We start from the raw sequence: 26,030 nt of genomic DNA on the forward strand, positions 1-26,030 counted from the left end.
GGCGAGGGGCGGAAAGTGGTGCCGTGGGGGGCTTTACGCCGCCGTCACCGCTGCCCGCTCCGCTGCATCCGGGTCGTAGTTCAGGTTGGGGGCCAGCCAGCGTTCCATGTCGGGCAGGCTCATGCCCTTGCGGGTGGCGTAGTCGGCGACTTGGTCGCGTTCGATTTTGGCGACACCGAAATATTTGGCGTCGGGGTGGGCGAAGTACCAGCCGCTGACGGCGGCTGTCGGCAGCATGGCGAAGCTTTCGGTGAGCGTGATGCCGGCGATGTTGGTGGCGTCCAGCAGGCGGAACAGGGTGGATTTTTCCGTGTGGTCGGGGCAGGCGGGGTAGCCGGGGGCGGGGCGGATGCCGCGATATTCCTCGGCGATCAACTGCTCGTTGGTCAGGGTCTCACCCGCCGCATAGCCCCACAGCTCGGTACGCACGCGTTCATGCAGGCGTTCGGCGAAGGCTTCGGCCAGACGGTCGCCCAGGGCCTTCAGCAGGATGGCGCTGTAATCATCGTGCGCGGCCTCGAATTCTTTGGCGCGTTCGTCCAGGCCGATGCCGGCGGTGCAGGCGAAGCCGCCGATCCAGTCGGCCACACCGCTGGATTTCGGTGCGATGTAATCGGCCAGCGACAGGTTCGCCCGCTCCCGGCCCGGATCGCGGGCCATCTGCTGCCGCAGCATGTGCAGCCGGTCCAGCACCTTTGTGCGGGTGGCGTCGGTGTAAAGCTCGATATCGTCGCCCACGCTGTTGGCGGGCCAGAGCGACACCACGGCGTTGGCGCGCAGCCATTTTTCGCCCACGATCCGCTGCAACATGGCCTGGGCATCGGCCCAGAGCGCGCGCGCACTTTCGCCCACCTTGTCATCGTCCAGGATGGCGGGGAAATTGCCGTGCAGTTCCCAGGCCTGGAAGAAGGGCTTCCAGTCGATGCGGGCGACCAGTTCGGCCAGATCGTAATCGTCAAAGACCGTCACGCCGGGCTTCAACGGCTGGGGTGCGCTGTAGCCGGCCCAGTCCAGCTTCAGGGCGTTGGCCTGGGCCTGGGTGAAGGGCAGGCGGCTGCGGGTCAGCTGGCTGGCGGCGTGGGCCTCGCGCATGGCGGCGTAATCGGCCTTGGTCTTGGCGGTATAGACGGGGCCGTTGGTGGGGTTCAGCAGGCTTTGCGCCACGCCGACGGCGCGGCTGGCATCCAGCACATGCACCACGGGGCCGTCATAGTTGGGGTCGATCTTGACGGCGGTATGGACCTTGGACGTGGTGGCCCCGCCGATCAGCAGCGGCATCTTCATGCCGGTGCGCTGCATCTCGCGCGCCACATAGACCATTTCGTCCAGCGATGGGGTGATCAGGCCGGACAGGCCGATGACGTTGCACTTATGGGCCTTGGCTTCCTCCAGGATACGCGCGCAGGGGACCATGACGCCCAGGTCCACCACCTCAAAATTATTGCACTGAAGCACCACGCCCACGATGTTCTTGCCGATATCATGGACGTCGCCCTTGACCGTGGCCATCAGGACGCGGCCCGCCGGTTCGGACTTGGCGCCATCCTTCTCCGCCTCGATATAGGGCAGCAGCCAGGCCACGGCCTTTTTCATGACGCGGGCGGATTTCACCACCTGCGGCAGGAACATCTTGCCGGCGCCGAACAGGTCGCCCACCACGTTCATGCCATCCATCAGCGGTCCTTCGATGACGTGCAGGGGCCGTTCGGCGGCCAGACGCGCTTCTTCCACGTCGGTATCGATGAACTCATCAATGCCATGGACCAGGGCGTGGGCCAGACGTTCCTTGACGGGCAGGCTGCGCCAGGACAGGTCGGCGGCTTTCTTCTTCTCGCCGCCCTTATATTTGTCGGCCACCTCCAGCAGACGGTCGGTGGCATCGTCGCGGCGGTTGAGGATCACATCCTCCACCCGTTCCCGCAGTTCCTCTGGGATATCGTCATAGACGGGCAGTTCGCCGGCATTGACGATGCCCATATCCATGCCCGCCGGGATGGCGTGGTAGAGGAACACGGAATGCATGGCGGCGCGCACGGTATTGTTGCCGCGGAAGCTGAACGAGACGTTGGACAGGCCGCCCGATATATGGGCGCCGGGGCATTCGCGGCGGATGTCGCGCGTCGCCTCGATAAAGTCGACGGCGTAGTTATTGTGCTCCTCGATGCCCGTCGCGACGGCGAAGATGTTGGGGTCGAAGATGATGTCTTCGGGCGGGAAGCCGACCTTGTTCACCAGCACATCGTAGGAGCGCTTGCAAATCTCCAGCTTGCGGGCGCGGGTGTCGGCCTGGCCCTTTTCGTCAAAGGCCATGACGACGACGGCGGCGCCATAGCGGCGGATTTTCTTGGCCTGGGCGACGAAAAGCTCCTCGCCTTCCTTCAGCGAGATGGAATTGACGATGGGCTTGCCCTGCACATTCTTCAGGCCTGCCTCGATCACGCTCCATTTGGAGCTGTCGATCATCACCGGCACGCGGGCAATGTCGGGTTCGGACGCGATCAGGCGCAGGAAGCGGACCATCGCCGCCTCACTGTCCAGCATCGCCTCGTCCATGTTGACGTCGATCACCTGCGCGCCGTTGGTCACCTGTTCGCGCGCGACGTCGAGTGCGGCCTCATAGTTCCCGTCCAGGACCAGCTTTTTGAACTTGGCCGAGCCGGTGACGTTCGTGCGCTCGCCGATATTGATGAAGCTGGCGGTGCGGGGGGCGGTCATGATTTGGCTCTGTCGCTGAAAGGGAAGGGCAGGGGCGGGGACGGAAGGATGGATCAGAAGGCCGGCATCGTAAACGGCTCCAGGCCCGACAGGCGCATGGAGCGTTCAGGGTTCGCCGGCTCACGCGGCGGCAGGCCCTTTACCGATTGGGCGATGGCGCGGATATGGTCGGGCGTGGAGCCGCAGCAGCCGCCGACGATGTTGACCAGGCCATCCTTGGCCCAGCCTTGAAGGTCGGACGCCATATGTTCGGGCTTTTCGTCATACTGCCCGAACTCGTTGGGCAGGCCGGCATTGGGGTAGGCGGAGACGAAGACGTCGGCGATGCGCGACAGTTCCTGGATATAGGGGCGCATCAGATCGGCACCCAGCGCGCAGTTCAGGCCCACGGAGAAGGGCTTCACATGGCGCAGGCTATTCCAGAATGCCTCCGTCGTCTGGCCCGACAGGGTGCGGCCCGAGCGGTCGGTGATGGTGCCGGAGATCAGGACGGGCAGGTCCAGGCCCTTTTCCTCCAGCACTTCCTCAATCGCGAACAGGGCGGCCTTGGCGTTCAGCGTGTCGAAGATGGTTTCGACCATGAGAAGGTCGGACCCGCCATCGATCAGGCCCGCCGTCTGTTCCTTATAGGCCAGACGCAGCTCATCAAAATCGACATTGCGGAAGCCGGGGTCGGTGACCACGGGGCTGATGCTGGCCGTGCGGTTGGTGGGGCCAAGGGCACCGGCGACATAGCGCGGCTGGGTCGGGTCGGCGGCCTCTGCCACGTCGGCGGCCTGGCGTGCCAGCTTGGCGCCTTCGAAATTCAGCTCGTAGGCCAGCTTTTCCATGCCGTAATCGGCCAGTGAAATGCTGGTGGAATTGAAAGTGTTGGTTTCGATGATGTCGGCGCCGGCATCCAAATACTGGGCATGGATGTCATAGATGATCTTGGGCTGGGTCACCGACAGAAGGTCGTTATTGCCCTTCACATCATGGGCCCAGTCGGCAAAGCGCGTGCCGCGGTAATCTTCCTCTTGCAGATTATGCCGCTGGATCATGGTGCCCATGGCGCCGTCGATCACCAGGATACGCTGGCGCGCAATGTCGCGCAGCCGGGACAGCCGTTCAGCCCTGGTCATCTTATAAAGCCCTCCATCATGCAACACCCAAACCGGCGGGCGCAGGCGCAGCACCCCTGGCATTGGTTCTACCGCCGGGGCATCACCCATGCAAACATAAAGATATCTTTATGTGATGATGGCTGACATGCCGGCAGCGCCCACGCTGGGGATGGGGGGAGGGGAGGCTGCCTCTGCCTCCGTCCGGGGGGTGGCGGGTAGGCGCACCTGCACCAGCGTGCCGCCATCCGGGCGGTCGGTCACCGATATGGTGCCGCCCAGGGGGCCGGCCACCAGCGTATAGACCATGTGCAGGCCCAGGCCCGTGCGCCCATCGGCGCGGCCCGTAGTGGTGAAGGGTTCAAACAGGCGGGGGCGGATATCGGGATCAATACCGACGCCATCATCCTCTACCAGCAGATCGACGGCGCCATCGGGCGTCAGGCTGGCCGCCACGCGGATCATGCCGGGGCGTGCGCCGGGGAAGGCATGGTCCATGCAATTGGACAGAAGCTGGCCCAGCACCTGGGTCAGGGCGCCGCCATTGGTTTCCAGCACCAGACCCGGCTTGCTTTCCATCACAAAGCGCACATGCGGCGCATCGGTCCGCACCTCCATTGCGGGGCGCAGTTCCATCAGCAGGTCGTGCAGGTCCAGGCGGCGGCGGGTTTCATCCGAACGTTCGGTGGCGATCTGCTTGAAGCTCTGCACCACGGCGGCGGTGCGTTCGACGGTGGTGGTCAGCAGGTTCGCCGCCTCCTTCACCTCCGTCAGGAAATCAGCAAGCTGCCGGCGCGTCATGGTGCCGGCGGCCATCGCCTCCTCGGCTGCTTCCACCTGCTGTGCCAGATGGGTGGCGGTGGTCAGCGCGGTGCCGACGGGGGTGTTCACCTCATGCGCGACGCCGGCGACAAGGCGGCCCAGGCTGGCCAGCTTTTCCGACTGGACCAGCCGATCCTGCGCCAGTTGCAGCCGGTCAACGGTTTCCGACAGATGCTTTGTCCGGTCGGCGACCTGATCCTCCAGCGCGCCATTCAGGGCGGCCAGACGGGCGTTCGACTGTTTGGCCTGATCCAGCATGTGGCGCAGCCGGTCGATCAGTAGGGCCGCCTGCAGGAACAGCATGAAGCAGTATCCGGCCTCCATGATGCCGGTGAAGCCGACGCGGTGGACCAGGGCCAGATTGGAAACGCCCAGCACGGTCCAGGCGATGGCCATGGGCAGGGCCAGCGGCTGCCGCTGCTTTGCCGCCGTGCCCGTGGCGGCGATCAGGGTCATCAGGGCCAGGATCAGGCCGATGGTGGCCGTCCAGGTCAAGAGCCAGGGGAATTGCAGGGTCCAGAGGCTGGCCACCGGCACTGCCAGAATGAACAGGAAGGACGGCCAGGCCAGACCCTTGCGCAAGGAGCCGGGGAACAGCAGGGCCGCACTGGCCAGACAGGAGAGCCAGACGAAGGGGAACATCACATTGTTGAGGAAACCCAGCAGCTGCCCCGGCAGGGAATACAGCACCTCGCTGCCCAAGGGCGTGTTGGAGGTCAGCTGCACCAGGGCGATGGCCACCGACATGACGGCAAAGACCAGACATTCCCGGTCACGTGGGCGCAGGACATAGAGGATCAGGTACAAAACGCCGATGGACAGGCAGACCGACAGGAAGGCCGTGCGGAAGGCCAGTTCCTGCTGCCAGTCGCCATACATGCTGTCGGCATCACCCAGCAACAGGGCGCGCGGAATGCCGCCATAGCCGCCAAAGGCCGCTACCTGCACCGTGATGTCCAGCACCCCATCGATGGGGCCGACGGCGGAGATGGCCTTCTGCCCCGCGCTGTCGGTGCTGTCGGCGTCGGTGCCGACATTGCCGGCATAGACGGAGCGCTCGCCATTGACCAGGACGTTCCAGGCCACAAACCGCTGATTATGGCGCATGGCAAGGGGCGGCGCATCCTTGGGCAGCAGCACGCGCAGGTGATAGGTGCCGATACCTTCGGCATTCAGCGGTACGCCATTCACCTTCTGGCTGGTCCAGCGGCCGGGCACGTCCAGCAGGGCGGGCGGCGGGGCGGAGCCGTCGGTGATCTCCGCCGGATTGACCAGACGGTCGCGCCAAAACTGCCAGTCGCCTTCCAGGAAAATCTGCCCGTCATGGCGGAAATCCCAGCCGCGCAGATCCAGCACGCCATCCACGGCCAGCGGACGTTGGGTCAGGGCGGCGGACAGGCCGACCCACAGGGATGAAAGGATCAATGTCGCGACAAGAGGCGCCCAGAACCAGCGCATCATACCGGAATGGCCCAAATAACGCTGCACGGCCATATTTCCGCACTATCCCGCAAAAGACGTTTCCTGCCTGTGACTTTGCGACAGTCGCGGCGGCGTTGCAATCGGCGCGAACGCCGGTACCGCCATCCATTTACAGAAAATACACCATTTTCCGGGCCGCCGGTTGCGCAGGCCGGGGGCGCTGCTTATTTTCATGGCATGAACAAGACCAACCCGCCACCTGTACCCGCCGCCACCCTGAAACATCTGACCGGCCTGCTGATCGCCCTGGTGGTTGGCGCCGGTGGGGCCATGGCCGCCTGTACCGATGCCGCCGCCGATGGTGTCAACTGGCGCCGCTGCTACATGGATGGGCGTGATCTGAAATCCGTGTTGCTGTCCCATGCCATGCTACGCGAGGCGACGTTCCAGCGCAGCGACCTGTCGGGGGCGACCCTGACCGGTGCCGATGCCTATCGCGCCAAGTTTCTGTCGGCGCGGCTGGACCGGGTGGTGTTGGACGGCGCCCGCCTGATCGAGGCGGACCTGACGCGCGCCGACCTGTCCGGGGCCAGCCTGAAGAATGCCGATCTGCGTAATGCCAAGCTGGTGGGCGCCATCATGAAGGGGGCGGACCTGACAGGGGCCAAGCTGGATGGGGCCGACCTGCGCAATGCCGATCTGGCGGGTGCCCGTTGGGCCGATGGCCGGCTGTGCGGTGAGGGGTCGGTCGGGCAGTGCCATTGATCAGGGGTCCCTGATGTCTCACGGCAGCAATGCGCATAATATATTACCGCTAACTTTGACAAATTGGCTGGTCTGAGCAATCCTCCCGACGCTTTCGGATGACGCGGGACTGTGTTGATGTTTTCTGTCGGCTTTCGTGCAGGATTTATTACTGTCTCAAGACAGAATGATGTCATTGCCTTGCTTGTCACGGGTGAAGTGATGCCGGCCGATGTCGATCTGGCCATTGAGATCGGGCATGAATTGGGCATCTACCGTGGCTGCCGGTCTGTTCTGATTGATCTGCGCCGATTTGTTGGTGTTATTGACTGGGGCGTTGTCCGCCGCATGGGTCGGTATGCCCCCTGGGTGCATGGGGCGGGCACGAAGCTGGCTTATCTGTTGCGGGAGGAGGGTTTGGCCCTGATGGCTGTTACAGCCTGTCATTATCCCCGCGCCCATCATAATGCCTTTCGGGATGAAGGGGCGGCCCGCGCCTGGCTGCGGGGTGATCCGCTCCTGCCACGGAATCTGGCCGCGTGACAATTGACTCGTCGGAAATCCGAAGCGAGTTTCAGGAATGATCGTATAATTTATCCACGCCGTTATTGACGTATTGGGTGGTGGAAGTCATAGTGCGCGCCGCTTTTCCGGTCAGCAGATTGCCCTGGCATGTTCTCCGTAGGTCACCGATCAGGCTACATCTCCATCGCGTTGAGCGAGGGGTTTCTCTGTTTCCTCTTGGCAGGTGATGTGCCGCCGACGGATATCGAGATGGCCATGGAACTGGCGGTGGAGGATCGGCTGCTGCGGCCAGACAACCGTGTCCTGGTGGATATCCGCCGGTTCACGGGGTCCGTCGATTGGGGCATGATCCGCGATCTGCGCCGGCATGCGCCCTGGACCCTGACGAACCAGCAGAGCGTGCGCTGCGCCTATCTTCTGCCAGACAATTATCCTCGCTTCCTGGTCATCTTGGCCAGTTTCTATCCGGGTGCCAAGCATCGTGCCTTCAAGGACGAGGCCTCGGCCCTTCGCTGGCTGGTGCAAAGCCCGGCCAGCGCCTGTGCTTGAGGATGTTCGGGCATGGCGCCCCTGCCGCCGATGAGGCTGGCGGGCGGCGCGGCGGACCGGTAAAAGGTTGGACAGATTGTTGAAATCCCGTCCGGAACCGACCGACATGGCCCTGATCACCCCCCGCACCCCCGCCGGCACCATGGAATTGTTGCCGCGCCGTCAGGTCACTTTCCAGCGCATGCTGGACACGATCCGCCGCAATTACGAACGGTTCGGCTTCATCCCGCTGGAGACGCCGGTATTCGAAGTGGCGGACGTGCTTCTGTCCAAGTCGGGCGGGGAGACGGAAAAGCAGGTCTATTTCGTGCAGTCGACGGGCGCCATCGAACAGGGGCACAAGCCCGATCTGGCCATGCGCTTCGACCTGACGGTGCCCACGGCCCGCTATGTCGCGCAGTATGAGCGCGAATTGGCCTTCCCCTTTCGCCGCTATCAGATGCAGCGCGTCTATCGCGGCGAGCGGGCGCAGAAGGGCCGGTACCGCGAATTCTATCAGTGCGATATCGACGTGATCGGCAAGGACAGCCTGCCCGTCGCCTATGACGCGGAAATGCCCGCCGTGATCTATTCCGTGTTCACGGAACTGAATGTCGGGCCGTTCCAGATCAACTTCAACAACCGCAAGATCCTGCTGGGAATGTTCGAGGCGTTGGGGGTGACCGACCCCGGCATCCGCATCCTGGTGCTGCGGCAGGTGGACAAGCTGGACAAGCTGTCGCGCGAGGATGTTCTGAACCTGCTGACGGCAGACGGGATTGCCCTGTCTGCGGCGCAGGCTGCCAGCGTGCTGGACATGATCGGGTTCAGCGGATCGTCGGCGGACACGCTGACCCATCTGGACCGTCTGGGCCTGGACAATGAATTGTTCAAGGAAGGGGTGGAGGAACTGCGTCAGGTGGTGGCCGCCCTGATCGCGTTCGGCGTGCCGGAGACGCATTGGCGCATCAATCTGGCCATTGCCCGTGGCCTGGATTACTACACCGGTACCGTCTATGAGACGTTCCTGACCGATCACCGGTCGCTGGGTTCCGTCTGCTCCGGCGGGCGGTATGAGAATCTGGCCGGGCTTTACACCAAGTCGAAGCTGCCGGGCGTGGGCATCTCCATCGGCCTGACGCGCCTGTTCTATGCGCTGGAACAGGCCGGGATCGTCAAGGATGGCGACAGTTCCGTGCAGGCCCTGGTCACGCAGTTCGATCCCAGCCTGCTGAACGACTATCTCGCCATCGGTGCCGCCCTGCGCCAGGGCGGGGTGAATACCGAGATCTACCTGTCGCCCGACAAGCCGGCCAAGCAGTTCAAATATGCCGACAAGGCCGGTATCCGTTATGCGGTCATCATGGGCAGCGATGAGAAGGCCAAGGGCGAGGTCCTGGTGAAGGACATGGTGGCCGGTACGCAAGTTGCCGTGAAGGTCGAGGAACTGGTGGGCTGGTTCAAGGGGGCGATTGGGTGAGGTGTTGCGCGGATTACGGCTTCGCCTAATCCGCGCTGTGGATGGTGGTTTTCGCCACTTCGTCGCCATATTTCGCACCGACGAACCCTATCCCCCACCTATTTCCGCCGTTTTCCGGGTTGGCACGGGTGTTGCTGTATTCAGGTCAGAACCAACCGATCAAATCGGAGCCTGACCATCATGTCGCTGAAAGCCGCCCTGTTCGCCTCTGCCCTGACCCTGACGGCCTTGCCGGCGCTGGCGTTCGGGCCGCAGGATTATGCCGCCCGTGAGGTGACGGTGCAGGATGTCGTGGGCCGGCTGGAGGTGAAGGTGGATGCCGGCGCCTCCAAGGTGACGGCCAGTGTCACCGGCCCCGACCACTGGGTACAGCTGGTTGAGGTGAAGAAGGAAGGCGACGATCTGGTCATCCATCAGAAGGACAGCCCGCGCGACCGCCGCTGGCGCGATAAGGATGACTGGATCACCGTCACCCTGACCGTTCCCGCCGGCACCAAGCTGGAGATTGATGGCTTTACGGGGGAGGGGACGGTCGGTGACCTGCGCGGTGCCCTGTCCGTTGACGGTATGAATTCCGGCACGCTGAGCGTGGGCCGGGTGTCCACGGCCAGCATCGGCATCGACGGGTCGGGCGATGTGAAGCTGGGCGATGTCGATCGCGATATCGAGGTGGAGATCAATGGCAGCGGCTCCGTCATCACGGGGCGTACCAGCGGCAAGACGGCGCTGGAGATCAACGGGTCGGGCGAGATCACGCTGGCCCATGCCAATGGCCCCATCAATGCCGAGATCAACGGGTCCGGCGATATCCGTATCCAGTCCGGCGTTGCCGATCCGCTGGCGGTGGAGATTAACGGTTCCGGCTCGCTGCTGCTGGACGGTGTTGCCCGCAATCAGAGTATCGATCAGTCCGGTTCCGGCAATGTCCGCGTGACGGGCCGGAGCAGTTAAGGTCGCCTTTCTATCTCGCAGTGATTGAGCCATCCCGCCGCAGACGGTGGCGGGAAACGGGGAAGTTTTGCCCACAACCTGGGCCGTGGGGGGCCTTTGATCATGCGTAAATCCGCTTTCATGCTTTTTGCCGGCATCGCCCTTGGCGCCCTGACGGGGGCCGCACAGGCGGAAACATCCGAACCGCAGCGTTTCGATGGATCGACGCTGATCGTCCGTGATGTGATCGGGGATGTGAAGGTGACCGTCGATCCCTCCGCCAAGGGCATGACCGTCACCATTGATGCCGATCCCGCTGAGTTCCCGCTGCTGTCGGCGCGGGCGGGCGAGGGCGGTGTCGTGGTTGCACGGTCGCGTCCGGCGGAAAAGAAACGTGACTGGAACGTGGACGATCATGATGTCGTCATCACTATCACCCTGCCCAAGGGGGCGTCCATTCATGTCGATGACATGATCGGAAAGCTGGACGTGGGGGACCTGGATGGTGCGCTGACCGCGGATATACGCTCGGCGGCAGACATCAAGACCGGCCGGCTGACCAGCGCCCGCATCGATGTGGCGGGGGCCGCCGGCATTCATACCGGCGATATTGCCGGCAAGCTGGACCTGAACATCGCCGGAGCGGGCGATATTGATATCGGCACCGTGCGACAGGGCGCAGATATCAGGATCGCCGGTTTCGGCAATGTCGATGTCGCCGGCGTCAATGGCCCCGTCTCCGTGAGGGTCAGTGGCGTCGGCGATGTCGATCTCAATGACGGCAAGGTCGATCTGCTGGACGTGTCGGTGTCCGGCCTCGGCTCCGTCAATTTCGATGGCGAGGCCAAGGACCGCCGCATCAGCTCTTCCGGGCTGGCCAGCGTGCGGGTCAATGGCAAGAAGATTTCCGGGTAGGCCGCGACCAGCCAGTCCGGAACAGCAACGGTCGGGTGTCGGGGGACGCCCGACCGTTGTTTTTCTGGTGACTATTCAAGTAGCAATTTTCGTCATCCCGGCGAAAGCCGGGACCCAGGGCCACAGGACCAGGGTTCGATACTGAGTTAACAGACGCCGCCGATAGGTCGGGCGCTTGGCCCCTGGTTCCCGGCTTTCGCCGGGATGACGATATGAGGATCAGCTAAACAGCCGCGCGAAGAAGCCCTTGGGCTTTTCCGGTGCCTTACCCGCCTGCTTGTTGGGCGCGCTGGAGGGTTTACCCAGCACATATTCGTTGCGGAACCGTTCAAAGTCCTCCTTGCGGCCGAACTTGAACAGGACCTTCAGCACATTGCTGCGCAGGCCGGTATCCACGCTCATTTCTTCCTGCATGCCCAGGAATTCCAGGGCCCAGAGGCCCTTGATGTTGGCGTTGATCCAGTCCTCGGCCTTTTCCATGTCGCCACGATTCTTGAACTTCATCGTGGTTTCAAAGCTATAGCTGCTCATGTCGTCAGCCCCTTTCAGCCGAACAGGTGGGACAGCACGACAAGCACGACGATGGCGCCGATCAGCGACAGCACGGGGTTGTTGCGCACGAATTCAGCCAGCGGCTCCAGGAAGGCCGGGGTGCCGGGCGGGGGCGCGGCGGGGGCCGTACTGGCGGCGGCGGGGGCCGGGTCGGCATCACGCGGCGGCGGCAGGGCTGCACCGGCCCCGGCGATCCGGTCTTCCAGTGCGGCCAGTCGGGCCTCTATCCGGTCCAGGCGGCTGGTTTCAGCGGCGGGATCGGGTTGCAGGGTCAATTCACTGTCACTCATCGCGCCAACCGCCTGTGATTGTCATACTGTTGCCATGGCAGGAACCAAGATAAACGTTTCGCATCCGCGATAGGAAGGGGGGATGGCATACCCCCATCCGATGGAGATAAGCCCGTTGCCCCCGCTTCCCCTGAACGGAGTAGTTGAATGCCGCGTCCCCTTCTGCGTCTGCCCGCCGCGCTGTTCCTGGCGCTGACGCTGGCCGGCTGTGCCATCGGTCAGGATGGGCCGCCCAGCACGCCGGTGGTTTTGCTGGAGGAAACGGCGGCACCGGTGCGGGCGGGGGAGCTGGTCTGGCGCGGGACCCTGCATCTGCGTGATGCGAATCCAGATTTCGGTGGCCTGTCCTCCCTGCGCGTCAGCCCGGACGGGTCGCAGTTCGTGGCGATCAGCGACCGTGGCCGGCGCATCGCGGGGCGGTTAGCCTATGGTTCGGCGGGGGAGTTGGTCGCAGCAGGGAGTTACAGCATCGATCCGCTGCTAGGGACCGACGGGCAGGCGCTGCCGGGTTTCTTCAACGATACAGAGGGTCTGGCCCTGATCGGGGATTGGCCGGGCGATGGTTGGGCCGTGTCGATGGAACGGCGGCATTCCATCCTGCGCTATCCGCCGGCATTGGCCGGGTCGGCGACGGTGGAGCTGCCGGTGCCGGATGGGTTTGCGGCACTGCCGTTCAATGCGGGGATCGAAACGCTGCTGTCGCTGCCCGACGGACGCCTGCTGGCCATTGCCGAGGATGGGGACGGGCAGGGGCGGCACCGGGCCTGGATCGGCGGGCCGGGGGCGTGGGGTGAATTCACCTATCAGGGAATGCCGCCCTTCCTGCCGGTGGACGCCGCACGCCTGCCCGATGGTGGTATCCTGGTGCTGGAACGCCGTGTCGGGCTGATGGGCGGCTGGGGCAGCCGCATCGTACGGGTTGATGCCAGGGCCGTGAAGACCGGTGCGGTGGTGCAGGGGCGGGAGATCGCCCGGTTGCAGCCACCCATGGCGACGGAGAATTACGAGGGGATCGACACGCGACCCCTGCCCGGCGGCGGGGTCGCGGTCTATTTGGTGTCCGACAACAACTTCAAACCGATCATTCAGCGCACGCTGCTGACCATGTTTGAGTGGCGGCCATGATGGTGGATCACTCCACCACCCGCACCTTCACATAGGAACCGGGGGCCGGTTCGATCGGCGTCAGCTTGCCATCGCCGGGTTGCCGTGCGGGGACCTTGGGGCCGGCATATTTCTGCACCCACTTGGCATATTCGGGCCACCAGCTTCCCTCCACCTGTTTGGCGCCGGCCAGCCATTGTTCGGGGTCCTTGGGCAGCTTGGTGTTCAGGAAGTGGCTGTACTTGTTCGCCGCCGGCGGGTTGACCACGCCGGCAATATGGCCGGATGCGGCCAGCACGAACTTCACCGGGCCGCCATAAAGCTGTGTGGCGGCATAGGTCGACTTCCAGGGCGTGATGTGATCCTCGCGTGTGGACAGCATGAAGGTCGGGGTCTTGATCTTGCCCAGATCGATCTGGACACCTTTCAGCGACAAGGCGCAGGGCTTCACCAGCAGGTTACGCTGATACATGTTGCGCAGATAGAAGCTGTGCATGGCGGCGGGCATGCGGGTGGCGTCGGAGTTCCAGTAGAGCAGGTCGAACGGGAACGGGTCCTTGCCCAGCAAGTAGTTATTCACCACGAATGACCAGATCAGGTCGTTGGCGCGCAACATGTTGAAGGTGGTGGCCATGGACTGCCCGTTCAGGTAGCCCTGGCTGTTCATCTTCTCTTCCAGGGCTGCCAGCTGCTCCTCATCAATGAAGACGGACAGTTCGCCCGGTTCGGTGAAGTCGGTCAGGGTGACGAGATAGAGCACGCTCTTGACCCGGTCATCGCCCTTTTCCGCCATATAGGCCAGCGTTGAGGCCGTCAGCGTACCGCCGATGCAGTAGCCGACCATGTTGATCTCCCGCTCCCCCGTCGCCTGTTCGATGGCGTCGATGGCGGCGAGCGGGCCGGCGGTCATGTAATCTTCCCAGGTCTTGGTCGCCAGATGTTCATCCGGGTTGACCCAGGAGACGATGAACACCGTATGCCCCTGATCGCACAGCCATTTCACCAGCGAATTGGCGGGGCGAAGGTCCAGGATATAGAATTTGTTGATCCAGGGCGGCACGATCAGCAGCGGGCGCTTATGCTGCTGCTCCGTGGTCGGGTTGTACTGGATCAACTGCATCAGTTCGTTCTGATAGACGACCTGACCGGGCGTGGCGGCAATGTTCTTGCCCACCTCGAACTTCTTATAGTCGGTCATGGAGATGGCGAGCTGGCCCTTGCCGCGCTCCAGATCGCCCAGCAGGTTTTCCAGGCCCTTCACCAGATTCTCGCCGCCGGATTCGATGGTGGCGCGCAGAACCTCCGGGTTGGTCAGGACGAAATTGCTGGGCGCCATGGCGTCCACGAACTGACGGGTATAGAAGTCCACCTTCTTGGCCGTTTTGTCGTCCATCCCCTCCACCTCATGCACGGTGGATTGCAGCCAGCGTGCCGTCAGCAGGTAGGACTGCTTGATATAGTCAAACAGGGCGTTTTCATCCCAGGCGCTGTCCTTGAAGCGCTTATCCTCCTTGGCCGGCGCCACCACGGGGGCGGCTTCCTGGCCCAGCAGGCGCTGGGTTGTGCGCTGCCACAGGGACATATAGTCCTGCCACAGCGACATCTGCGCCTGCATCAGCTTGGCCGGATCGGCCATCAGGCGGGCCGTCATCTCCATGAAGGCAGCACCGATATGCATCATGCCCTGGGACGCAGACGCGTCACCGCCGCCATTCTGCCGTTGCAGGAAATCCGACACCAGCCGCTGGCTCTGTTCGGCGATGCGCGCCATGTTGCGCGACATTTCAACCGGATCGGGGATTTTGATCTCGGGGCTTTGCGGCTCGGCCATGCTGACTTCCTTGACGTCACGTTTCCCAGGTGCGGGGACAGCGCCGATTCTGCATCACCCCGGTATGGGGCCGTCGGCTTTGTCCAGGATCGGTCCCGCATGCCAGCCTGTCCGATGGCGGTATGGCGGGCGGGTTGCCGTCCCGCTTTTTTTCATACACGATCCCTTCATGATTTTCACCGCTGCATACGTATCGCTCCGACATCTTCGCCTGGCCGCCATTGCCGCCATGCTGGGCCTGTCGGCCTGCGCCCAGGTGCCCGTGCCCGACATCGTGTTCGATGATGGACCGGCGCCCGCGAAACCGTCGGAAATCACCGATGCCGACCCCGTGAAGGCCCTGACGGGCGCCCGGCCCATCCGCCGCGCCGACCCGTCGATCAAGGGCCGGGCCAATCTGGGTTCCGTCCCAGCCCGCCCGGAGGAGTTTTCCAACCCCATCGAACGCCAGGCACTGATCGACCGGTTGCAGGCCGACCGGGCCGAGGGAGAGGCGGCGGGCGACGCGCTGCGCGCCCGCTCCACCGATCCGCGTGGCCGGCCGGAGGATGTGCCCGATGTGCCCGACGCACCACCGCCGGTGCCGCAGGCGTTGCCGAGGGTGCCGGAGGACGGGTGAGGGTTTGGGGATGTTGTTCCCTCACCCTCCCAAACGCTGACGCGTTCGGGCCCCTCCCTCTCCCGCAAGCGGGCGAGGGGCGGAATTTTTATACCCTCGCCCACGAAGGGGGGAGAGGGAGGGGCCCAAGCCCGCCAGGGCTTGGGAGGGTGAGGGCGCAACATAAGCAGTTTGTCCCCCGCCATCCCGCCCGCTCATGGCAGATTGGCGCGCATCCCGCGCAAAATCATGTCGCGGGGGGCTGTTGCGGTGCGCTACATATTTCGCCCCTTTCATTTTCAACCCGGTGCCCAGGTCCATGAGCGACACTGAATTCCACCGCATCAAGCGGCTTCCGCCCTATGTCTTCGCTGAAGTGAATGCGATGAAGGCGCGAGCTAGGGCCGCCGCGGAGGACATCATCGATCTCGGCATGGGCAACCCGGACCAGCCGACCCCGCCGCATATCGTGGCGAAGATGATCGAGGCGGTCCAGAACCCCAAGACCCACCGCTATAGCCAGAGCCGCGGCATTCCCGGCCTGCGCAAGGCGATCAGCGCCTATTACAAGCGCCGCTTCGATGTCGATATCGACCCGGAAACCGAAGCCATCGTCACCATCGGTTCCAAGGAAGGCCTGGCCAATCTGGCGCAGGCGATCACCAGCCCCGGCGACGTGATCCTGGTGCCGAATCCGTCCTACCCGATCCATCCGTTCGGCTTCATGCTGGCCGGGGCCGCCCTGCGCCACATTCCGGTGAATAACGGCCTGGATGATTTCGTGCCGGCCCTGGAACGCGCCATCAAGCATTCGGTGCCCAAGCCCACGGCCCTGATCGTCAGCTTCCCCGCCAACCCGACGGGGCAGACGGTGACGCTGGACTTCTATCGTCCGATTGTCGATCTGTGCCTGAAGCACGGCATCTATATCCTGTCCGACATCGCCTATGCCGAGATCTATTTCGACGGCAATCCGCCGCCGTCGGTGTTGCAGATCCCGGAAGCGCGCGACATCACCGTTGAATTCAACAGCCTGTCCAAGACCTACAACATGCCGGGCTGGCGTGTCGGTTTCGGTGTCGGGTCGAAGAAGCTGGTGGGCGCGCTGGCCAAGTTCAAATCCTATGTGGATTACGGCGCCTTCACGCCCATCCAGGTGGCGGCCACCGCCGCCCTGAACGGGCCGCAGGATTGCGTGCTCGAAATCCGCGAGATGTACAAGCAGCGCCGTGACGTGCTGATCAAGGGCCTGCATCAGGCCGGCTGGATGGTGCCGTCGCCCAACGCGTCCATGTTCGTCTGGGCCGAAATCCCGGAGCCTTTCCGGCATCTGAGCAGCCTGGAATTCGCCAAGGTCCTGATGCAGGAGGCCAAGGTCGCCGTCAGCCCCGGCATCGGGTTTGGCGAGTATGGTGACACGCATGTGCGGTTCGGGCTGGTGGAAAACACCCAGCGCATCCGTCAGGCCACCAACAATATCAAGCTGTTCCTGGACAAGGCGCGCAAGATCAACGCGCCCATCACGTCCGAACCCGCCGCTGTCGAGTGAGGATCAATTCTGATGGTTGATGGTAAACCGTTGCGCATCGGCGTCGCCGGCCTTGGTACGGTCGGCGGCGGGGTTCTGAAGCTGGTATCGGCCAATGCCGAACTGCTGTCCCGGCGGACGGGCCGCGCCATTCAGGTGGTGGCCGTTTCCGCCCGTGACCGCAGCCGCGACCGTGGCGTCGATCTGTCCAATGTCCGCTGGTATGAGAATGCCGCCGATCTGGCCGTTGATCCCGATGTCGATGTGTTCGTCGAACTGATCGGCGGGTCGGACGGCATCGCCAAACAGGCGGTTGAGGCGGCATTGGCCGCCGGCAAGCATGTGGTGACGGCCAACAAGGCGCTGCTGGCCCATCATGGCGCGGCCTTGGCCCAAAAGGCCGAGGCCGCCGGCCTGACCCTGGCGTTCGAGGCAGCAGTGGCAGGCGGCATCCCCGCCATCAAGGGACTGCGCGAAGGTCTGGCTGCCAACAATATCCGTGAAGTTCACGGCATTCTGAACGGCACCTGCAATTACATCCTGACCGAGATGCGGACCACGGGCCGCGATTTCGCCGATGTTCTGGCCGATGCCCAGCGCCTGGGCTATGCCGAGGCGGACCCGTCCTTTGACGTGGATGGCGTGGATGCCGCGCACAAGCTGGCGGTCCTGACCGCGGTCGCCTTTGGCGCGCATGTCGATTTCAAGTCGGTGCATATCGAGGGCATCCGCCACGTCTCCGCACTCGACATCAATTATGCTCAGGAATTGGGCTACCGTATCCGTCTGCTGGGCATTGCGCGGCGGACGGAGGATGGGATCGAGCAGCGGGTCCATCCCTGTATGGTGCCGATCACCAGCCCCTGCGGTGCCACCGATGGCGTGTTCAACGCCGTCGTCGCCGATGGCGATTTCGTGGACAAGGTGGTGCTGGTGGGGCGCGGTGCCGGTGCCGGCCCGACGGCATCCGCCGTTGTCGCCGATCTGGTGGATATCGCCCGTGGCCGTTCCACGCCGACCTTCGGCGTGCCGGCAGCAGCACTGGAGCCTGCCAAGGCCGCCCCGCTGAGCCGCCGCCGTGGCCGCTACTATGTCCGCCTGATGGTGGTTGACCGTCCCGGTGTGATCGCCGAGATCGCGGCCACGCTGCGCGACCAGAATGTCTCCATGGAGGCGTTCCTGCAGCGCGGTCGGGCACCCGGTGAGGCGGTGCCCGTGGTCTGGACCACCCACGACACGGACGAGGCCGCCATGCAGCAGGCGCTCGCCACCATCGCGTCGTTGGACAGTGTTCTGGAACCGCCGCGCATGATCCGCATCGAGGATTTCTGATACACACTCAACCCAGGAACGGCGCAACCGACAAGACGCCGATCTCAGCCATAGGGGAACGATAATGAGTGAGAAGAGCAATCCGAAGGGCGATTTCTCCCTGGTGATGGATCGCAATCTGGCGCTGGAAGTGGTCCGCGTCACCGAGGCGGCGGCCCTGTCCGCCTCGCTGCTGATGGGCCGTGGCGACGAGAAGGCCGCCGATCAGGCCGCCGTGGACGCCATGCGCAAGGCCCTGAACAGCCTGTCCATCGACGGTACCGTCGTGATCGGTGAGGGCGAGCGCGACGAAGCCCCGATGCTGTATATCGGGGAGAAGGTTGGCACCGGCAACGGTCCCAAGATCGACATCGCGTTGGACCCGCTGGAAGGCACCACCATCTGCGCCAAGGGCGGCCCCAACGCCCTGGCCGTTATCGCCATGGCAGAGGCCGGCGGCTTCCTGAACGCGCCCGACGTGTACATGGAAAAGATCGCGGTGGGCGGTGGCCTGCCGGGCGGCGTGGTCGATCTGGATGAGAAGGTCGAGACCAACCTGCGCAACCTGGCGCTGGCCAAGGGTGCGGACGTGTCGGAACTGGTGGTCTGTATTCTGGACCGTCCGCGCCATGCCGAACTGATCGCCCGCGTGCGTGAGGCCGGTGCCCGCATCATGCTGATCGGCGATGGTGACGTGTCGGGCGTGATCGCGACCGCCCAGCCCAATGCCGGTATCGACCTGTATATGGGTTCCGGCGGTGCGCCCGAAGGTGTGCTGGCCGCTGCCGCACTGCGCTGCATCGGCGGGCAGTTCCAGGGCCGCCTCATTTTCCGCAACGATGCCGAGCGGGAGCGCGCCAAGCGCTGGGGCGTCACCGATCTGGACAAGAAGTACAGCCTGTACGATCTGGCCAAGGGTGACGTGATGTTCTGCGCCACCGGCGTGACCACCGGCCCCATGCTGGATGGCGTTCGCCGCTTCCCCGGCGGGGCCATCACCCATTCCGTGGTGATGCGGTCCAAGTCGGGCACGGTTCGCTATGTCGAGGCGCACCACAATCTGCGCACCAAGACCAGCATGATCCCGGAAGCGAAGCGGTAAGGGATTTCCCTCACCCTCCCACCGGCTGACGCCGGTGGGCCCCACCCTCTCCCACTGCCGTGGGCGAGGGGCGCAAGTTAGATTTCGCCCCTCTACCGCTTGCGGGAGAGGGAGGGGGTCCGCGCCTGCGAAGGCGTGGGAGGGTGAGGGATCGTTTCACGCTCATCACCCGACGGGTACCCCCATGACCATCCCCGCCTTACTTGGCGTTGAAAGCTCCCTGACCGGCCGCCGCTGGAAGGCCCGCAACAGTGACGACCGGCTGGCCCTGACGCTGGCGCAGGCGCACGGGTTGCCGGAGCTGGTGGGGCGGCTGCTGGCCGGGCGTGGGGTGGCGGTGGAGGAGGTGGAGCGGTTCCTGTCGCCCACCTTGCGCGCCTTCATGCCCGACCCGTCGGTGCTGCGCGACATGGACAAGGCCGCCGACCGCGTGGCCCGCGCCATCCGCGACGGGGAGAAGGTGGCGGTCTTTGGTGATTACGACGTGGATGGTGCCACCTCCACGGCCCTGCTGAACCGGTTCTTCCGGGCCGTGGGCCGCACCTTGCGCGTCTATATCCCCGACCGGATCGAGGAAGGGTATGGCCCGAACCTGCCGGCCCTGCTGCGGCTGAAGGAAGAAGGCATCGATCTGGTCGTCACCGTCGATTGCGGGGTGACCAGTTTCGATCCGTTGCATGGGGCGGTGGCGGCGGGGCTGGAGGTGGTGGTGGTGGACCATCACAAGGCCGAACCGCGCCTGCCCGAGGTGACGGCGGTGGTCAACCCTAACCGCATGGATGAACCGGCGGGCGGGCCGCTATCGACGCTGGCCGCGGTCGGCGTCACCTTCCTGCTGATTGTGGCGGTCAACCGGCTGCTGCGCGGTTCTGGTTTTTACAGCAATGGCAGGGCGGAACCCGACCTGATGTCCTGGCTGGATATCGTGGCGTTGGGCACCGTCTGTGACGTGGTGCCGCTGATCGGGCTGAACCGGGCCTTCGTGGCGCAGGGCCTGCGCGTCATGGGCAAGCGCGCCAATATCGGCATTTCGGCCCTGGCCGATGTGGCGGGCGTAAACGAGGCCATGGACGCCTATCACGCCGGATACATTATCGGGCCACGCGTGAATGCCGGCGGGCGCGTGGGGCGGGCCGATCTGGGCACGCGGTTGCTGGCCACGGAGTCGCCTTCAGAGGCTGCCGATTTGGCCAAGGAACTGCACGCGTTTAATGCCGAGCGTCGCGCCATTGAGGCTTCGGTGCTGGAAGATGCCATGGCCATGATGGAAACCAGCGTGGATGACAGTCCCGAACTGGTGCTGGCCGTGGGGGAGGGGTGGCATCCCGGCGTCATCGGCATCGTCGCCTCGCGCCTGAAGGACCGGTTCAATCGCCCGGCCTGTGTGGTGGCGCTGGATGGTACCCTGGGCAAGGCGTCGGGCCGGTCGGTGCGCGGTGTCGATCTGGGGTCGGCCATCATTGCCGCGCGCCAGGCGGGGCTGCTGGTGGCTGGTGGCGGCCATGCCATGGCGGCGGGCTTTACCGTTGAGCGAGAGAAGATCGACGATCTGCGCGCCTTCCTGCGGGAGCGGATTGCCAGACAGCTGGAGGATATGGGGCCGCTGGTGCCGTCCTTATCGCTGGATGGTGCCCTGTCGGTGCGCGGGGCCAATACTGATCTGATGCGGCATCTGGAACGGCTGGCCCCTTATGGCACCGGCAATTCCGAACCGCGCTTCGCCGTCACCGATGCCCGCATCGTCAAGGCCGATGTCGTGGGCGGGGAGGGCAAGCATGTGCGCTGCATCCTGACGGGCAATGATGGCAGCCGTTTGAAATCAATCGCCTTCCGCGCCATGGACAGCGACCTGGGCCCCGCCTTGCTGCAAAGCGGTGGGCGGCCCATGCATCTGGCCGGGACTTTGCGGCCCGACCGCTGGAACGGTAATGATGGCGTACAGTTATTGATTGATGACGCGGCGGTTTCCGGCAACGCCGGCTAAAGGAAACCTGAGCGACTATTCATTCATTCGCCACGGGTCTTTAATAAATTATTGCCAAATCGTTAAAGACAGCTATCCCCGCATAGCATATAGTCACCCATCGCCCAGTTGCCGCTTGCATCATCACTGCCGGGGCAGGGCGGTCGCGTTGGTTTTGTGCGGGGCGATCGGTGTCATGAATGTACGCGCGGCGGGTGCGCCGGTCGAAAGGCCGGAAGCGGGCAAGATGAAGGAAACGGCGGTCGCGCCGCCTGAACCTACTTCCGCCGTGTCGAAGCTTCAGGCCCATTTCGAACAGCTGGATGAGAATTCGCTGCTGCGCGTGGCCCGCGCGGTGGAACTGGCCCGTGCCGCCGAACGCCGCGACCCCACCGATGAACAGATCCTGGAGACGCTGCGTCCGCGCCTGCGCAACCTGCGCCCGGCCCGTGTCCCGACGTTCCAGCGTTCCATCTGCATGGCGCTGGAGATTTTCCTTTATGACGGCGACCTGCATGAGGAAAAGCGCAAGGGTGCGCTGGCCCGGCAGGTGCTGAACCCCTGGTGGCGGGTGCTGCTGGCATCGCCACACCGCGCGGCGCTGGCCGCGCTGGAGGGGGAGTATGGCAAGGCCGTGCGCGAACAACGCTGGTCCGACCTGCCGGCCATTGCCGACCGGGGCGTGATTGCGGCGGCCGACGCGACGAACGCCCTGCTGGCCGAGGCGCAGAAATCCTATGGGCGGCGGGGGGAGCTGTCCTCCATGCTGGGCGGTGACCGCGCGTTGGAGGATATGCGGGAGATCGGGGTGCTGCTGGGCCTGCACAGCCAGCTGACCCCCGCGCTGGAACGCGTGCGCCGCATGGCCGGGGTGGAAGGGGCGGGTCGCATCGCCGATTTCACGCCCGCGTCGGTGGTGGCGGCGCGCACCGCCTATATGAACATCCATGATCGGGGTGCCGATCTGGTTGAATATTTCTTCTTCGGGCTGATGACCCTGCTGATGCAGCCGTTCCAGGCGCTGCGCCTGGTCCGCATGCTGTCGCAGGATCTGAGCCATGTGTCGGGCAACCATCCGGCCCGCCTGATCCCCGCCCGCCTATTCTCCGACCTGACGCGGACATTGTCGGAGATCGGCAAATCATCGGCGGGGCCGGTGATGGCGCGGCGCGTCTGGCTTTTGACCTGCGCGCGGCTGGTGTCGGATGCGCAAATGATGATCAAGGGGCTGGCGGAAGAGGTTCAGGTGGAGCCGAATCCGGAATGGCAGAAGCTGCTGACCGAGGCGCGGGGCCGGGTGATGCAGGCCGTGGACACGTTCCTGGCCGCCGCCATCCAGGATTGCGCCGTGGTCCTGCCCGTGAAGCCGCTGCAAGAAAAGAAGGGCGTGGAGGTCCGGCTGGAGCCCGACATGGCCCATATCCCGACGGAGGAGGAGGTGGGCATCGCCCAGGCCGCCACCGTCCTGTTCACGGCGGTCAAGAAGCTGATGGAACAGGAAGGCCAGGACCGGCTGATGCGGTCCAAGGAGGCCGATCTGGAGCAGCGGCTGGAGATCGGGATCAATTTCCGCGTCGAATATCTGCGCGCCCGGCCCAAGCACATGGTGGCGCTGGCCCATCTGCGCGGTGTGCAGAAGGTGCTCAAGGGCCTGCCCTCGTTCAACATTATCCGCGACCTGGAATATCGTGTCGAACGGACCCTCGATCGTTATAAGAATTGATCGAAGTTGGGTCGGGCATGGGCGTTATGCAAGAAAGTGAAAAAAAGTGCTTGAACAGCCCGGCGGGTCCGGCTAATTAACCGCCCACCGACGACGTCCCCATCGTCTAGAGGCCTAGGACACCAGCCTTTCACGTTGGTAACACGGGTTCGAATCCCGTTGGGGACGCCACCTTCCAAGACACGAGTTCTTGGTTTCCGGTGGCGGTGCCGGATGGATGACTTGAGCACCATTTGGCGGATACGGAAAAAGCCCCGCGCCGAAAGGCCGGGGCTTTTTCGTTGCCAAACCAGCATTAGCTTTTTCAACAAGGGATTGATCATGCGTTCTTTGGAAGGACAGCGCAGCGACAACCGGCCCCTGAAGCGCAACGATGACGAAAAGCGCCGGGCCCTGTTGCAGCTGGAAGCGGCCTATGCCGCGCTCGGTCCGAAGCCGACGCCGGGCCTGAAAGAAACGATGGCGGAGCGTATCCGCGCCTTGAAGGCCGAAATCGCCGAGGGTGCCGCCAAGCCGCCGCGCCGCGAACGGGATCGCGACCGGGGCTGAACAACAGCAACCCAGAAAAAGGGCGGGCACTGCCAGACGGCGGTCCCGCCCTTTTTTCATGGCGGCATGAAACGCTGTTATAGGCCGCTGATTGGCCTTGCGCATGCCGCCGCCTGGTACCATCTTCGGATGGTTGCTTCCAAAGGCAGGGCCATGCGCCGTATCGCATCATTCTGGACAGGGTTACTGAAGGCGGGTGCTGTGGCACTGGTCCTGGCCCTGTTCGGCTTTGCGACGGCATCGGCGCATGAGAATCACGACGCCCACCAGCCGGTATCGGCGTCTGTACAGACGGCGGCGCAGACCGATTGCCACGAACAGCAGGGCGTGCAGAAGGCCGCCGCCACCACCCATGACCATGCGCACAAGCATGGGCAGGGGATGGCGGATGATTGCTGCAAGGATGCCTGCGCCTGCGGCTGTGCGGCCAGTTGTGCTGCCCATGTCGGGACCGGTTTGCCGGTGGCCACGGCACTGACGCTGCCGGTGCCGGCGGGTCTGCTTCTGCCGGGCCGTGCCATTGATCCGGCAAGCCTGACCACGCCGCCCGATCCGCGCCCACCGCTTACCATCTGACACGCCCCGCCGCACCTGCGCGCTTTTCGCCGCCGGTGCCTGTTCTGCGTTGTCAGATGGAATCATCCCATGAAAATCCTGTCGCGCCTGTTGCTGGCGGCGGCCCTGTTCCTGGTCCCGGCCCTGGCCGTATCCGCCCATGAAGGGCATGACCATGGCACGCCCGATGCCGCCGCCACCCCGGCCCCGTCCCCCACCGCTGTCCCCACGCTTGAGGCCGATGGCGGTGATGTGCAGATGGTTGCCCTGTTGCAGGGCGGGACCATCACCCTGTTCATCGATCTTCTGTCCGATAACAGCCCCGTGACGGGGGCTGCCGTCACCATGTCCGCCGATGGCGGCAAGCCGGTTGCTGTGCCGGCGGCCCCCGATGGCACCTACCGCGCGCCGGCCCCCTGGGCCAATCCGGGTGAGCATGCCCTGAATTTCACGGTCACGGGCGACGGGGTGGCCGATCTTCTGGTCGGGACCCTGACGGTGCCGGCGGCGGCCCCGGTCGCGGCGGCGTCTACTGGCTGGGCGGCGATTCTCTGGGCCGCAGGCGCGCTGATCGTGGGCATGGCGTTGGGGACGGGGCTGCTGTCGCTGCGCAGGCAAAGGGCGGTGCCGGCCCTGCTGCTGCTGGCGGCGTTTGCCCTGCCGACCGAGCGGGTGCTGGCCCATGAAGGCCATGACCATGGTGCGCCGGCCCCGGAACCGGTGGCGGGCAACAATCCCCGCCGCCTGCCCGATGGCGGCCTGTTCGTGCCCAAGGCGACGCAGCGCCTGCTTTCCATCCGCACCCAGGAACTGATCAGCGGGGAAGTGTCGCCCACCGTCACCCTGACGGGCCGGGTGATCAATGATCCCAACCGGTCGGGCCGGGTGCAGGCGCCGCAGTCGGGCCGCCTGATGCCGCCCGATGGCGGCTTCCCCCTGCCGGGCACGGTGGTGAAGGCGGGACAGGTTCTGGGCTATGTCGAACTGGTGCTGCGGGCCGAGGATGGCAGCGGCATTTCCCAGCAACTGGCGGCCCTGGACAAGGATGTCCGGCTGGCACAGCAGCAATGGAACCGCCTGTCCAACCTGAAAGGGGCCGTGGCCCAGGCGGAGATCGACGATGCAAGCGCCACCCTGGATGGGTTGATGCGCGAACGCGAGGTGATGGCGCGGGCGGTGGCCAAGCGGGTGCCCCTGACATCCCCCATCGACGGGGTGATCAGCAGCAGCAATGCCGTTCCCGGCCTGATGATCGAGGATCGCGATATCACCCTGGTGTTCGAGGTCACCGAACCGGGTGCCGTGATGGTGGAGGCCTTGTCCTTTGACGGGCCGTTGCCGGACGGGGCAATTGTGACGGCAAAAGTGGGGGGCAAGATTGTTTCCCTGGCATTGGCGGGGCAGGGCGTGGCCCAGGTGCCGGGTGCAACGCGCCTGCTGCTGCGCGCCAGGGATGGCGCCTGGGGGGCGTCGGTACCGGCGGTGGGGACCATGCTGACCCTGTCGCGGCCCGCCGGTGCGCCCGTGGCGGGGCTGCTGGTTCCGCGTGACGCGCTGGTGCGCGGGTCGGATGGTTTGCCGGCGGTGCTGATCCATGAAACGGCCCAGCGTTTTGTCCCCCGTACCGTGCAGGTGGAGCCGGCGGGGGCCGGTGCCGTCCGTCTGGTCGCCGGGGTTGAGGCGGGGGCACGGGTCGTGGTGCGCGGCGCCAATCTTCTGAACCAGATCCGATAGGGGGCGGCG

At 64.5% G+C, this 26,030-nt stretch carries 22 protein-coding genes and 1 tRNA gene; 17 read left to right on the forward strand and 6 right to left on the reverse strand.

The features are described from left to right. Positions 1–33 precede the first annotated feature (33 nt). The 3 genes from metH to ACT6Q8_RS06775 all read right to left on the reverse strand — a co-directional run bounded on the left by metH (position 34) and on the right by ACT6Q8_RS06775 (position 6,125). Positions 34–2,715 (reverse strand): methionine synthase, encoded by a 2,682-nt coding sequence (gene metH / locus ACT6Q8_RS06765; RefSeq protein WP_444734585.1) that lies wholly within the window; start codon positions 2,713–2,715, stop codon positions 34–36. Between the two features lie 53 nt (positions 2,716–2,768). Then, positions 2,769–3,836, reverse strand: coding sequence for a homocysteine S-methyltransferase family protein (locus ACT6Q8_RS06770; RefSeq protein WP_054166138.1), 1,068 nt, complete (start codon positions 3,834–3,836; stop codon positions 2,769–2,771). 108 nt (positions 3,837–3,944) lie between these two features. Further along, positions 3,945–6,125: an ATP-binding protein gene (locus tag ACT6Q8_RS06775; protein WP_444734586.1), complete on the reverse strand. Its 2,181-nt coding sequence runs from the start codon at positions 6,123–6,125 to the stop codon at positions 3,945–3,947. A gap of 171 nt (positions 6,126–6,296) precedes the next feature. On the opposite strand from ACT6Q8_RS06775, the gene ACT6Q8_RS06780 reads away from it, so the two are divergent. The 6 genes from ACT6Q8_RS06780 to ACT6Q8_RS06805 all read left to right on the forward strand — a co-directional run bounded on the left by ACT6Q8_RS06780 (position 6,297) and on the right by ACT6Q8_RS06805 (position 11,181). Continuing rightward, positions 6,297–6,824, forward strand: a complete 528-nt coding sequence (locus tag ACT6Q8_RS06780) for a pentapeptide repeat-containing protein (RefSeq protein WP_444734587.1) — start codon at positions 6,297–6,299, stop codon at positions 6,822–6,824. A 201-nt stretch (positions 6,825–7,025) separates the two neighbouring features. Next, positions 7,026–7,346 (forward strand): hypothetical protein, encoded by a 321-nt coding sequence (locus ACT6Q8_RS06785; protein WP_444734588.1) that lies wholly within the window; start codon positions 7,026–7,028, stop codon positions 7,344–7,346. A gap of 129 nt (positions 7,347–7,475) precedes the next feature. Further along, positions 7,476–7,877 carry an STAS/SEC14 domain-containing protein gene (locus ACT6Q8_RS06790; protein ID WP_444734589.1) on the forward strand — a complete coding sequence of 134 codons (402 nt, stop codon included), beginning with the start codon at positions 7,476–7,478 and terminating at the stop codon, positions 7,875–7,877. A 79-nt stretch (positions 7,878–7,956) separates the two neighbouring features. Then, positions 7,957–9,336 (forward strand): histidine--tRNA ligase, encoded by a 1,380-nt coding sequence (gene hisS / locus ACT6Q8_RS06795; protein ID WP_444739359.1) that lies wholly within the window; start codon positions 7,957–7,959, stop codon positions 9,334–9,336. Between the two features lie 180 nt (positions 9,337–9,516). Next, complete coding sequence (locus ACT6Q8_RS06800) at positions 9,517–10,287, forward strand: GIN domain-containing protein (protein ID WP_444734591.1); 771 nt, start codon at positions 9,517–9,519, stop codon at positions 10,285–10,287. A 102-nt stretch (positions 10,288–10,389) separates the two neighbouring features. Next, on the forward strand, positions 10,390–11,181 hold the full coding sequence (locus ACT6Q8_RS06805) for a GIN domain-containing protein (RefSeq protein WP_444734592.1): 792 nt from the start codon (positions 10,390–10,392) through the stop codon (positions 11,179–11,181). A 219-nt stretch (positions 11,182–11,400) separates the two neighbouring features. On the opposite strand, the gene ACT6Q8_RS06810 is transcribed toward ACT6Q8_RS06805, so the two are convergent. Together ACT6Q8_RS06810 and ACT6Q8_RS06815 are read right to left on the reverse strand one after the other, a co-directional pair. Further along, positions 11,401–11,712 carry a hypothetical protein gene (locus tag ACT6Q8_RS06810; protein WP_054166131.1) on the reverse strand — a complete coding sequence of 104 codons (312 nt, stop codon included), beginning with the start codon at positions 11,710–11,712 and terminating at the stop codon, positions 11,401–11,403. A 14-nt stretch (positions 11,713–11,726) separates the two neighbouring features. Next, entirely contained in the window at positions 11,727–12,023 is a 297-nt protein-coding gene (locus ACT6Q8_RS06815) for a hypothetical protein (protein WP_054166130.1), read from the reverse strand. Between the two features lie 147 nt (positions 12,024–12,170). On the opposite strand from ACT6Q8_RS06815, the gene ACT6Q8_RS06820 reads away from it, so the two are divergent. Further along, positions 12,171–13,148 (forward strand): esterase-like activity of phytase family protein, encoded by a 978-nt coding sequence (locus ACT6Q8_RS06820; protein WP_444734593.1) that lies wholly within the window; start codon positions 12,171–12,173, stop codon positions 13,146–13,148. 7 nt (positions 13,149–13,155) lie between these two features. On the opposite strand, the gene ACT6Q8_RS06825 is transcribed toward ACT6Q8_RS06820, so the two are convergent. Next, positions 13,156–14,958 carry a PHA/PHB synthase family protein gene (locus ACT6Q8_RS06825; protein WP_444734594.1) on the reverse strand — a complete coding sequence of 601 codons (1,803 nt, stop codon included), beginning with the start codon at positions 14,956–14,958 and terminating at the stop codon, positions 13,156–13,158. A 169-nt stretch (positions 14,959–15,127) separates the two neighbouring features. Here ACT6Q8_RS06825 and ACT6Q8_RS06830 point away from each other — a divergent pair, with 169 nt between their 5' ends. The 10 genes from ACT6Q8_RS06830 (at position 15,128) to ACT6Q8_RS06875 (ending at position 26,021) form a co-directional block, all read left to right on the forward strand. After that, positions 15,128–15,577, forward strand: coding sequence for a hypothetical protein (locus tag ACT6Q8_RS06830; protein WP_054166127.1), 450 nt, complete (start codon positions 15,128–15,130; stop codon positions 15,575–15,577). 298 nt (positions 15,578–15,875) lie between these two features. After that, positions 15,876–17,105: an LL-diaminopimelate aminotransferase gene (locus tag ACT6Q8_RS06835; protein ID WP_444734595.1), complete on the forward strand. Its 1,230-nt coding sequence runs from the start codon at positions 15,876–15,878 to the stop codon at positions 17,103–17,105. Between the two features lie 12 nt (positions 17,106–17,117). After that, on the forward strand, positions 17,118–18,416 hold the full coding sequence (locus ACT6Q8_RS06840; protein WP_444734596.1) for a homoserine dehydrogenase: 1,299 nt from the start codon (positions 17,118–17,120) through the stop codon (positions 18,414–18,416). 106 nt (positions 18,417–18,522) lie between these two features. Continuing rightward, entirely contained in the window at positions 18,523–19,497 is a 975-nt protein-coding gene (gene glpX, locus ACT6Q8_RS06845) for a class II fructose-bisphosphatase (protein ID WP_444734635.1), read from the forward strand. 184 nt (positions 19,498–19,681) lie between these two features. Next, positions 19,682–21,481 carry a single-stranded-DNA-specific exonuclease RecJ gene (gene recJ / locus ACT6Q8_RS06850; RefSeq protein WP_444734597.1) on the forward strand — a complete coding sequence of 600 codons (1,800 nt, stop codon included), beginning with the start codon at positions 19,682–19,684 and terminating at the stop codon, positions 21,479–21,481. Between the two features lie 175 nt (positions 21,482–21,656). Next, positions 21,657–23,183, forward strand: a complete 1,527-nt coding sequence (locus ACT6Q8_RS06855; RefSeq protein WP_444734598.1) for a hypothetical protein — start codon at positions 21,657–21,659, stop codon at positions 23,181–23,183. Positions 23,184–23,278: 95 nt separating this feature from the next. After that, positions 23,279–23,354: transfer RNA gene (locus tag ACT6Q8_RS06860), tRNA-Glu, on the forward strand. A gap of 150 nt (positions 23,355–23,504) precedes the next feature. Beyond that, positions 23,505–23,732, forward strand: a complete 228-nt coding sequence (locus ACT6Q8_RS06865; RefSeq protein ID WP_156344406.1) for a hypothetical protein — start codon at positions 23,505–23,507, stop codon at positions 23,730–23,732. A gap of 153 nt (positions 23,733–23,885) precedes the next feature. Beyond that, positions 23,886–24,308 carry a hypothetical protein gene (locus ACT6Q8_RS06870; protein WP_156344405.1) on the forward strand — a complete coding sequence of 141 codons (423 nt, stop codon included), beginning with the start codon at positions 23,886–23,888 and terminating at the stop codon, positions 24,306–24,308. Between the two features lie 69 nt (positions 24,309–24,377). Then, positions 24,378–26,021, forward strand: a complete 1,644-nt coding sequence (locus tag ACT6Q8_RS06875) for an efflux RND transporter periplasmic adaptor subunit (protein ID WP_444734599.1) — start codon at positions 24,378–24,380, stop codon at positions 26,019–26,021. Positions 26,022–26,030 lie beyond the last annotated feature (9 nt).

Source organism: Niveispirillum sp., from assembly GCF_052437035.1.
In the GTDB taxonomy this organism is placed as follows: domain Bacteria; phylum Pseudomonadota; class Alphaproteobacteria; order Azospirillales; family Azospirillaceae; genus Niveispirillum.

Bases quoted from the DNA above. Each gene is read 5' to 3' on its own strand.
- metH (WP_444734585.1), bottom strand. From the start codon at position 2,715: ATGACCGCCCCCCGCACCGCCAGCTTCATCAATATCGGCGAGCGCACG.
- ACT6Q8_RS06770 (WP_054166138.1), bottom strand. From the start codon at position 3,836: ATGACCAGGGCTGAACGGCTGTCCCGGCTGCGCGACATTGCGCGCCAG.
- ACT6Q8_RS06780 (WP_444734587.1), top strand. From the start codon at position 6,297: ATGAACAAGACCAACCCGCCACCTGTACCCGCCGCCACCCTGAAACAT.
- ACT6Q8_RS06785 (WP_444734588.1), top strand. From the start codon at position 7,026: ATGCCGGCCGATGTCGATCTGGCCATTGAGATCGGGCATGAATTGGGC.
- ACT6Q8_RS06790 (WP_444734589.1), top strand. From the start codon at position 7,476: ATGTTCTCCGTAGGTCACCGATCAGGCTACATCTCCATCGCGTTGAGC.
- ACT6Q8_RS06800 (WP_444734591.1), top strand. From the start codon at position 9,517: ATGTCGCTGAAAGCCGCCCTGTTCGCCTCTGCCCTGACCCTGACGGCC.
- ACT6Q8_RS06805 (WP_444734592.1), top strand. From the start codon at position 10,390: ATGCGTAAATCCGCTTTCATGCTTTTTGCCGGCATCGCCCTTGGCGCC.
- ACT6Q8_RS06810 (WP_054166131.1), bottom strand. From the start codon at position 11,712: ATGAGCAGCTATAGCTTTGAAACCACGATGAAGTTCAAGAATCGTGGC.
- ACT6Q8_RS06815 (WP_054166130.1), bottom strand. From the start codon at position 12,023: ATGAGTGACAGTGAATTGACCCTGCAACCCGATCCCGCCGCTGAAACC.
- ACT6Q8_RS06820 (WP_444734593.1), top strand. From the start codon at position 12,171: ATGCCGCGTCCCCTTCTGCGTCTGCCCGCCGCGCTGTTCCTGGCGCTG.
- ACT6Q8_RS06825 (WP_444734594.1), bottom strand. From the start codon at position 14,958: ATGGCCGAGCCGCAAAGCCCCGAGATCAAAATCCCCGATCCGGTTGAA.
- ACT6Q8_RS06830 (WP_054166127.1), top strand. From the start codon at position 15,128: ATGATTTTCACCGCTGCATACGTATCGCTCCGACATCTTCGCCTGGCC.
- ACT6Q8_RS06835 (WP_444734595.1), top strand. From the start codon at position 15,876: ATGAGCGACACTGAATTCCACCGCATCAAGCGGCTTCCGCCCTATGTC.
- ACT6Q8_RS06840 (WP_444734596.1), top strand. From the start codon at position 17,118: ATGGTTGATGGTAAACCGTTGCGCATCGGCGTCGCCGGCCTTGGTACG.
- glpX (WP_444734635.1), top strand. From the start codon at position 18,523: ATGGATCGCAATCTGGCGCTGGAAGTGGTCCGCGTCACCGAGGCGGCG.
- recJ (WP_444734597.1), top strand. From the start codon at position 19,682: ATGACCATCCCCGCCTTACTTGGCGTTGAAAGCTCCCTGACCGGCCGC.
- ACT6Q8_RS06855 (WP_444734598.1), top strand. From the start codon at position 21,657: ATGAATGTACGCGCGGCGGGTGCGCCGGTCGAAAGGCCGGAAGCGGGC.
- ACT6Q8_RS06865 (WP_156344406.1), top strand. From the start codon at position 23,505: ATGCGTTCTTTGGAAGGACAGCGCAGCGACAACCGGCCCCTGAAGCGC.
- ACT6Q8_RS06870 (WP_156344405.1), top strand. From the start codon at position 23,886: ATGCGCCGTATCGCATCATTCTGGACAGGGTTACTGAAGGCGGGTGCT.
- ACT6Q8_RS06875 (WP_444734599.1), top strand. From the start codon at position 24,378: ATGAAAATCCTGTCGCGCCTGTTGCTGGCGGCGGCCCTGTTCCTGGTC.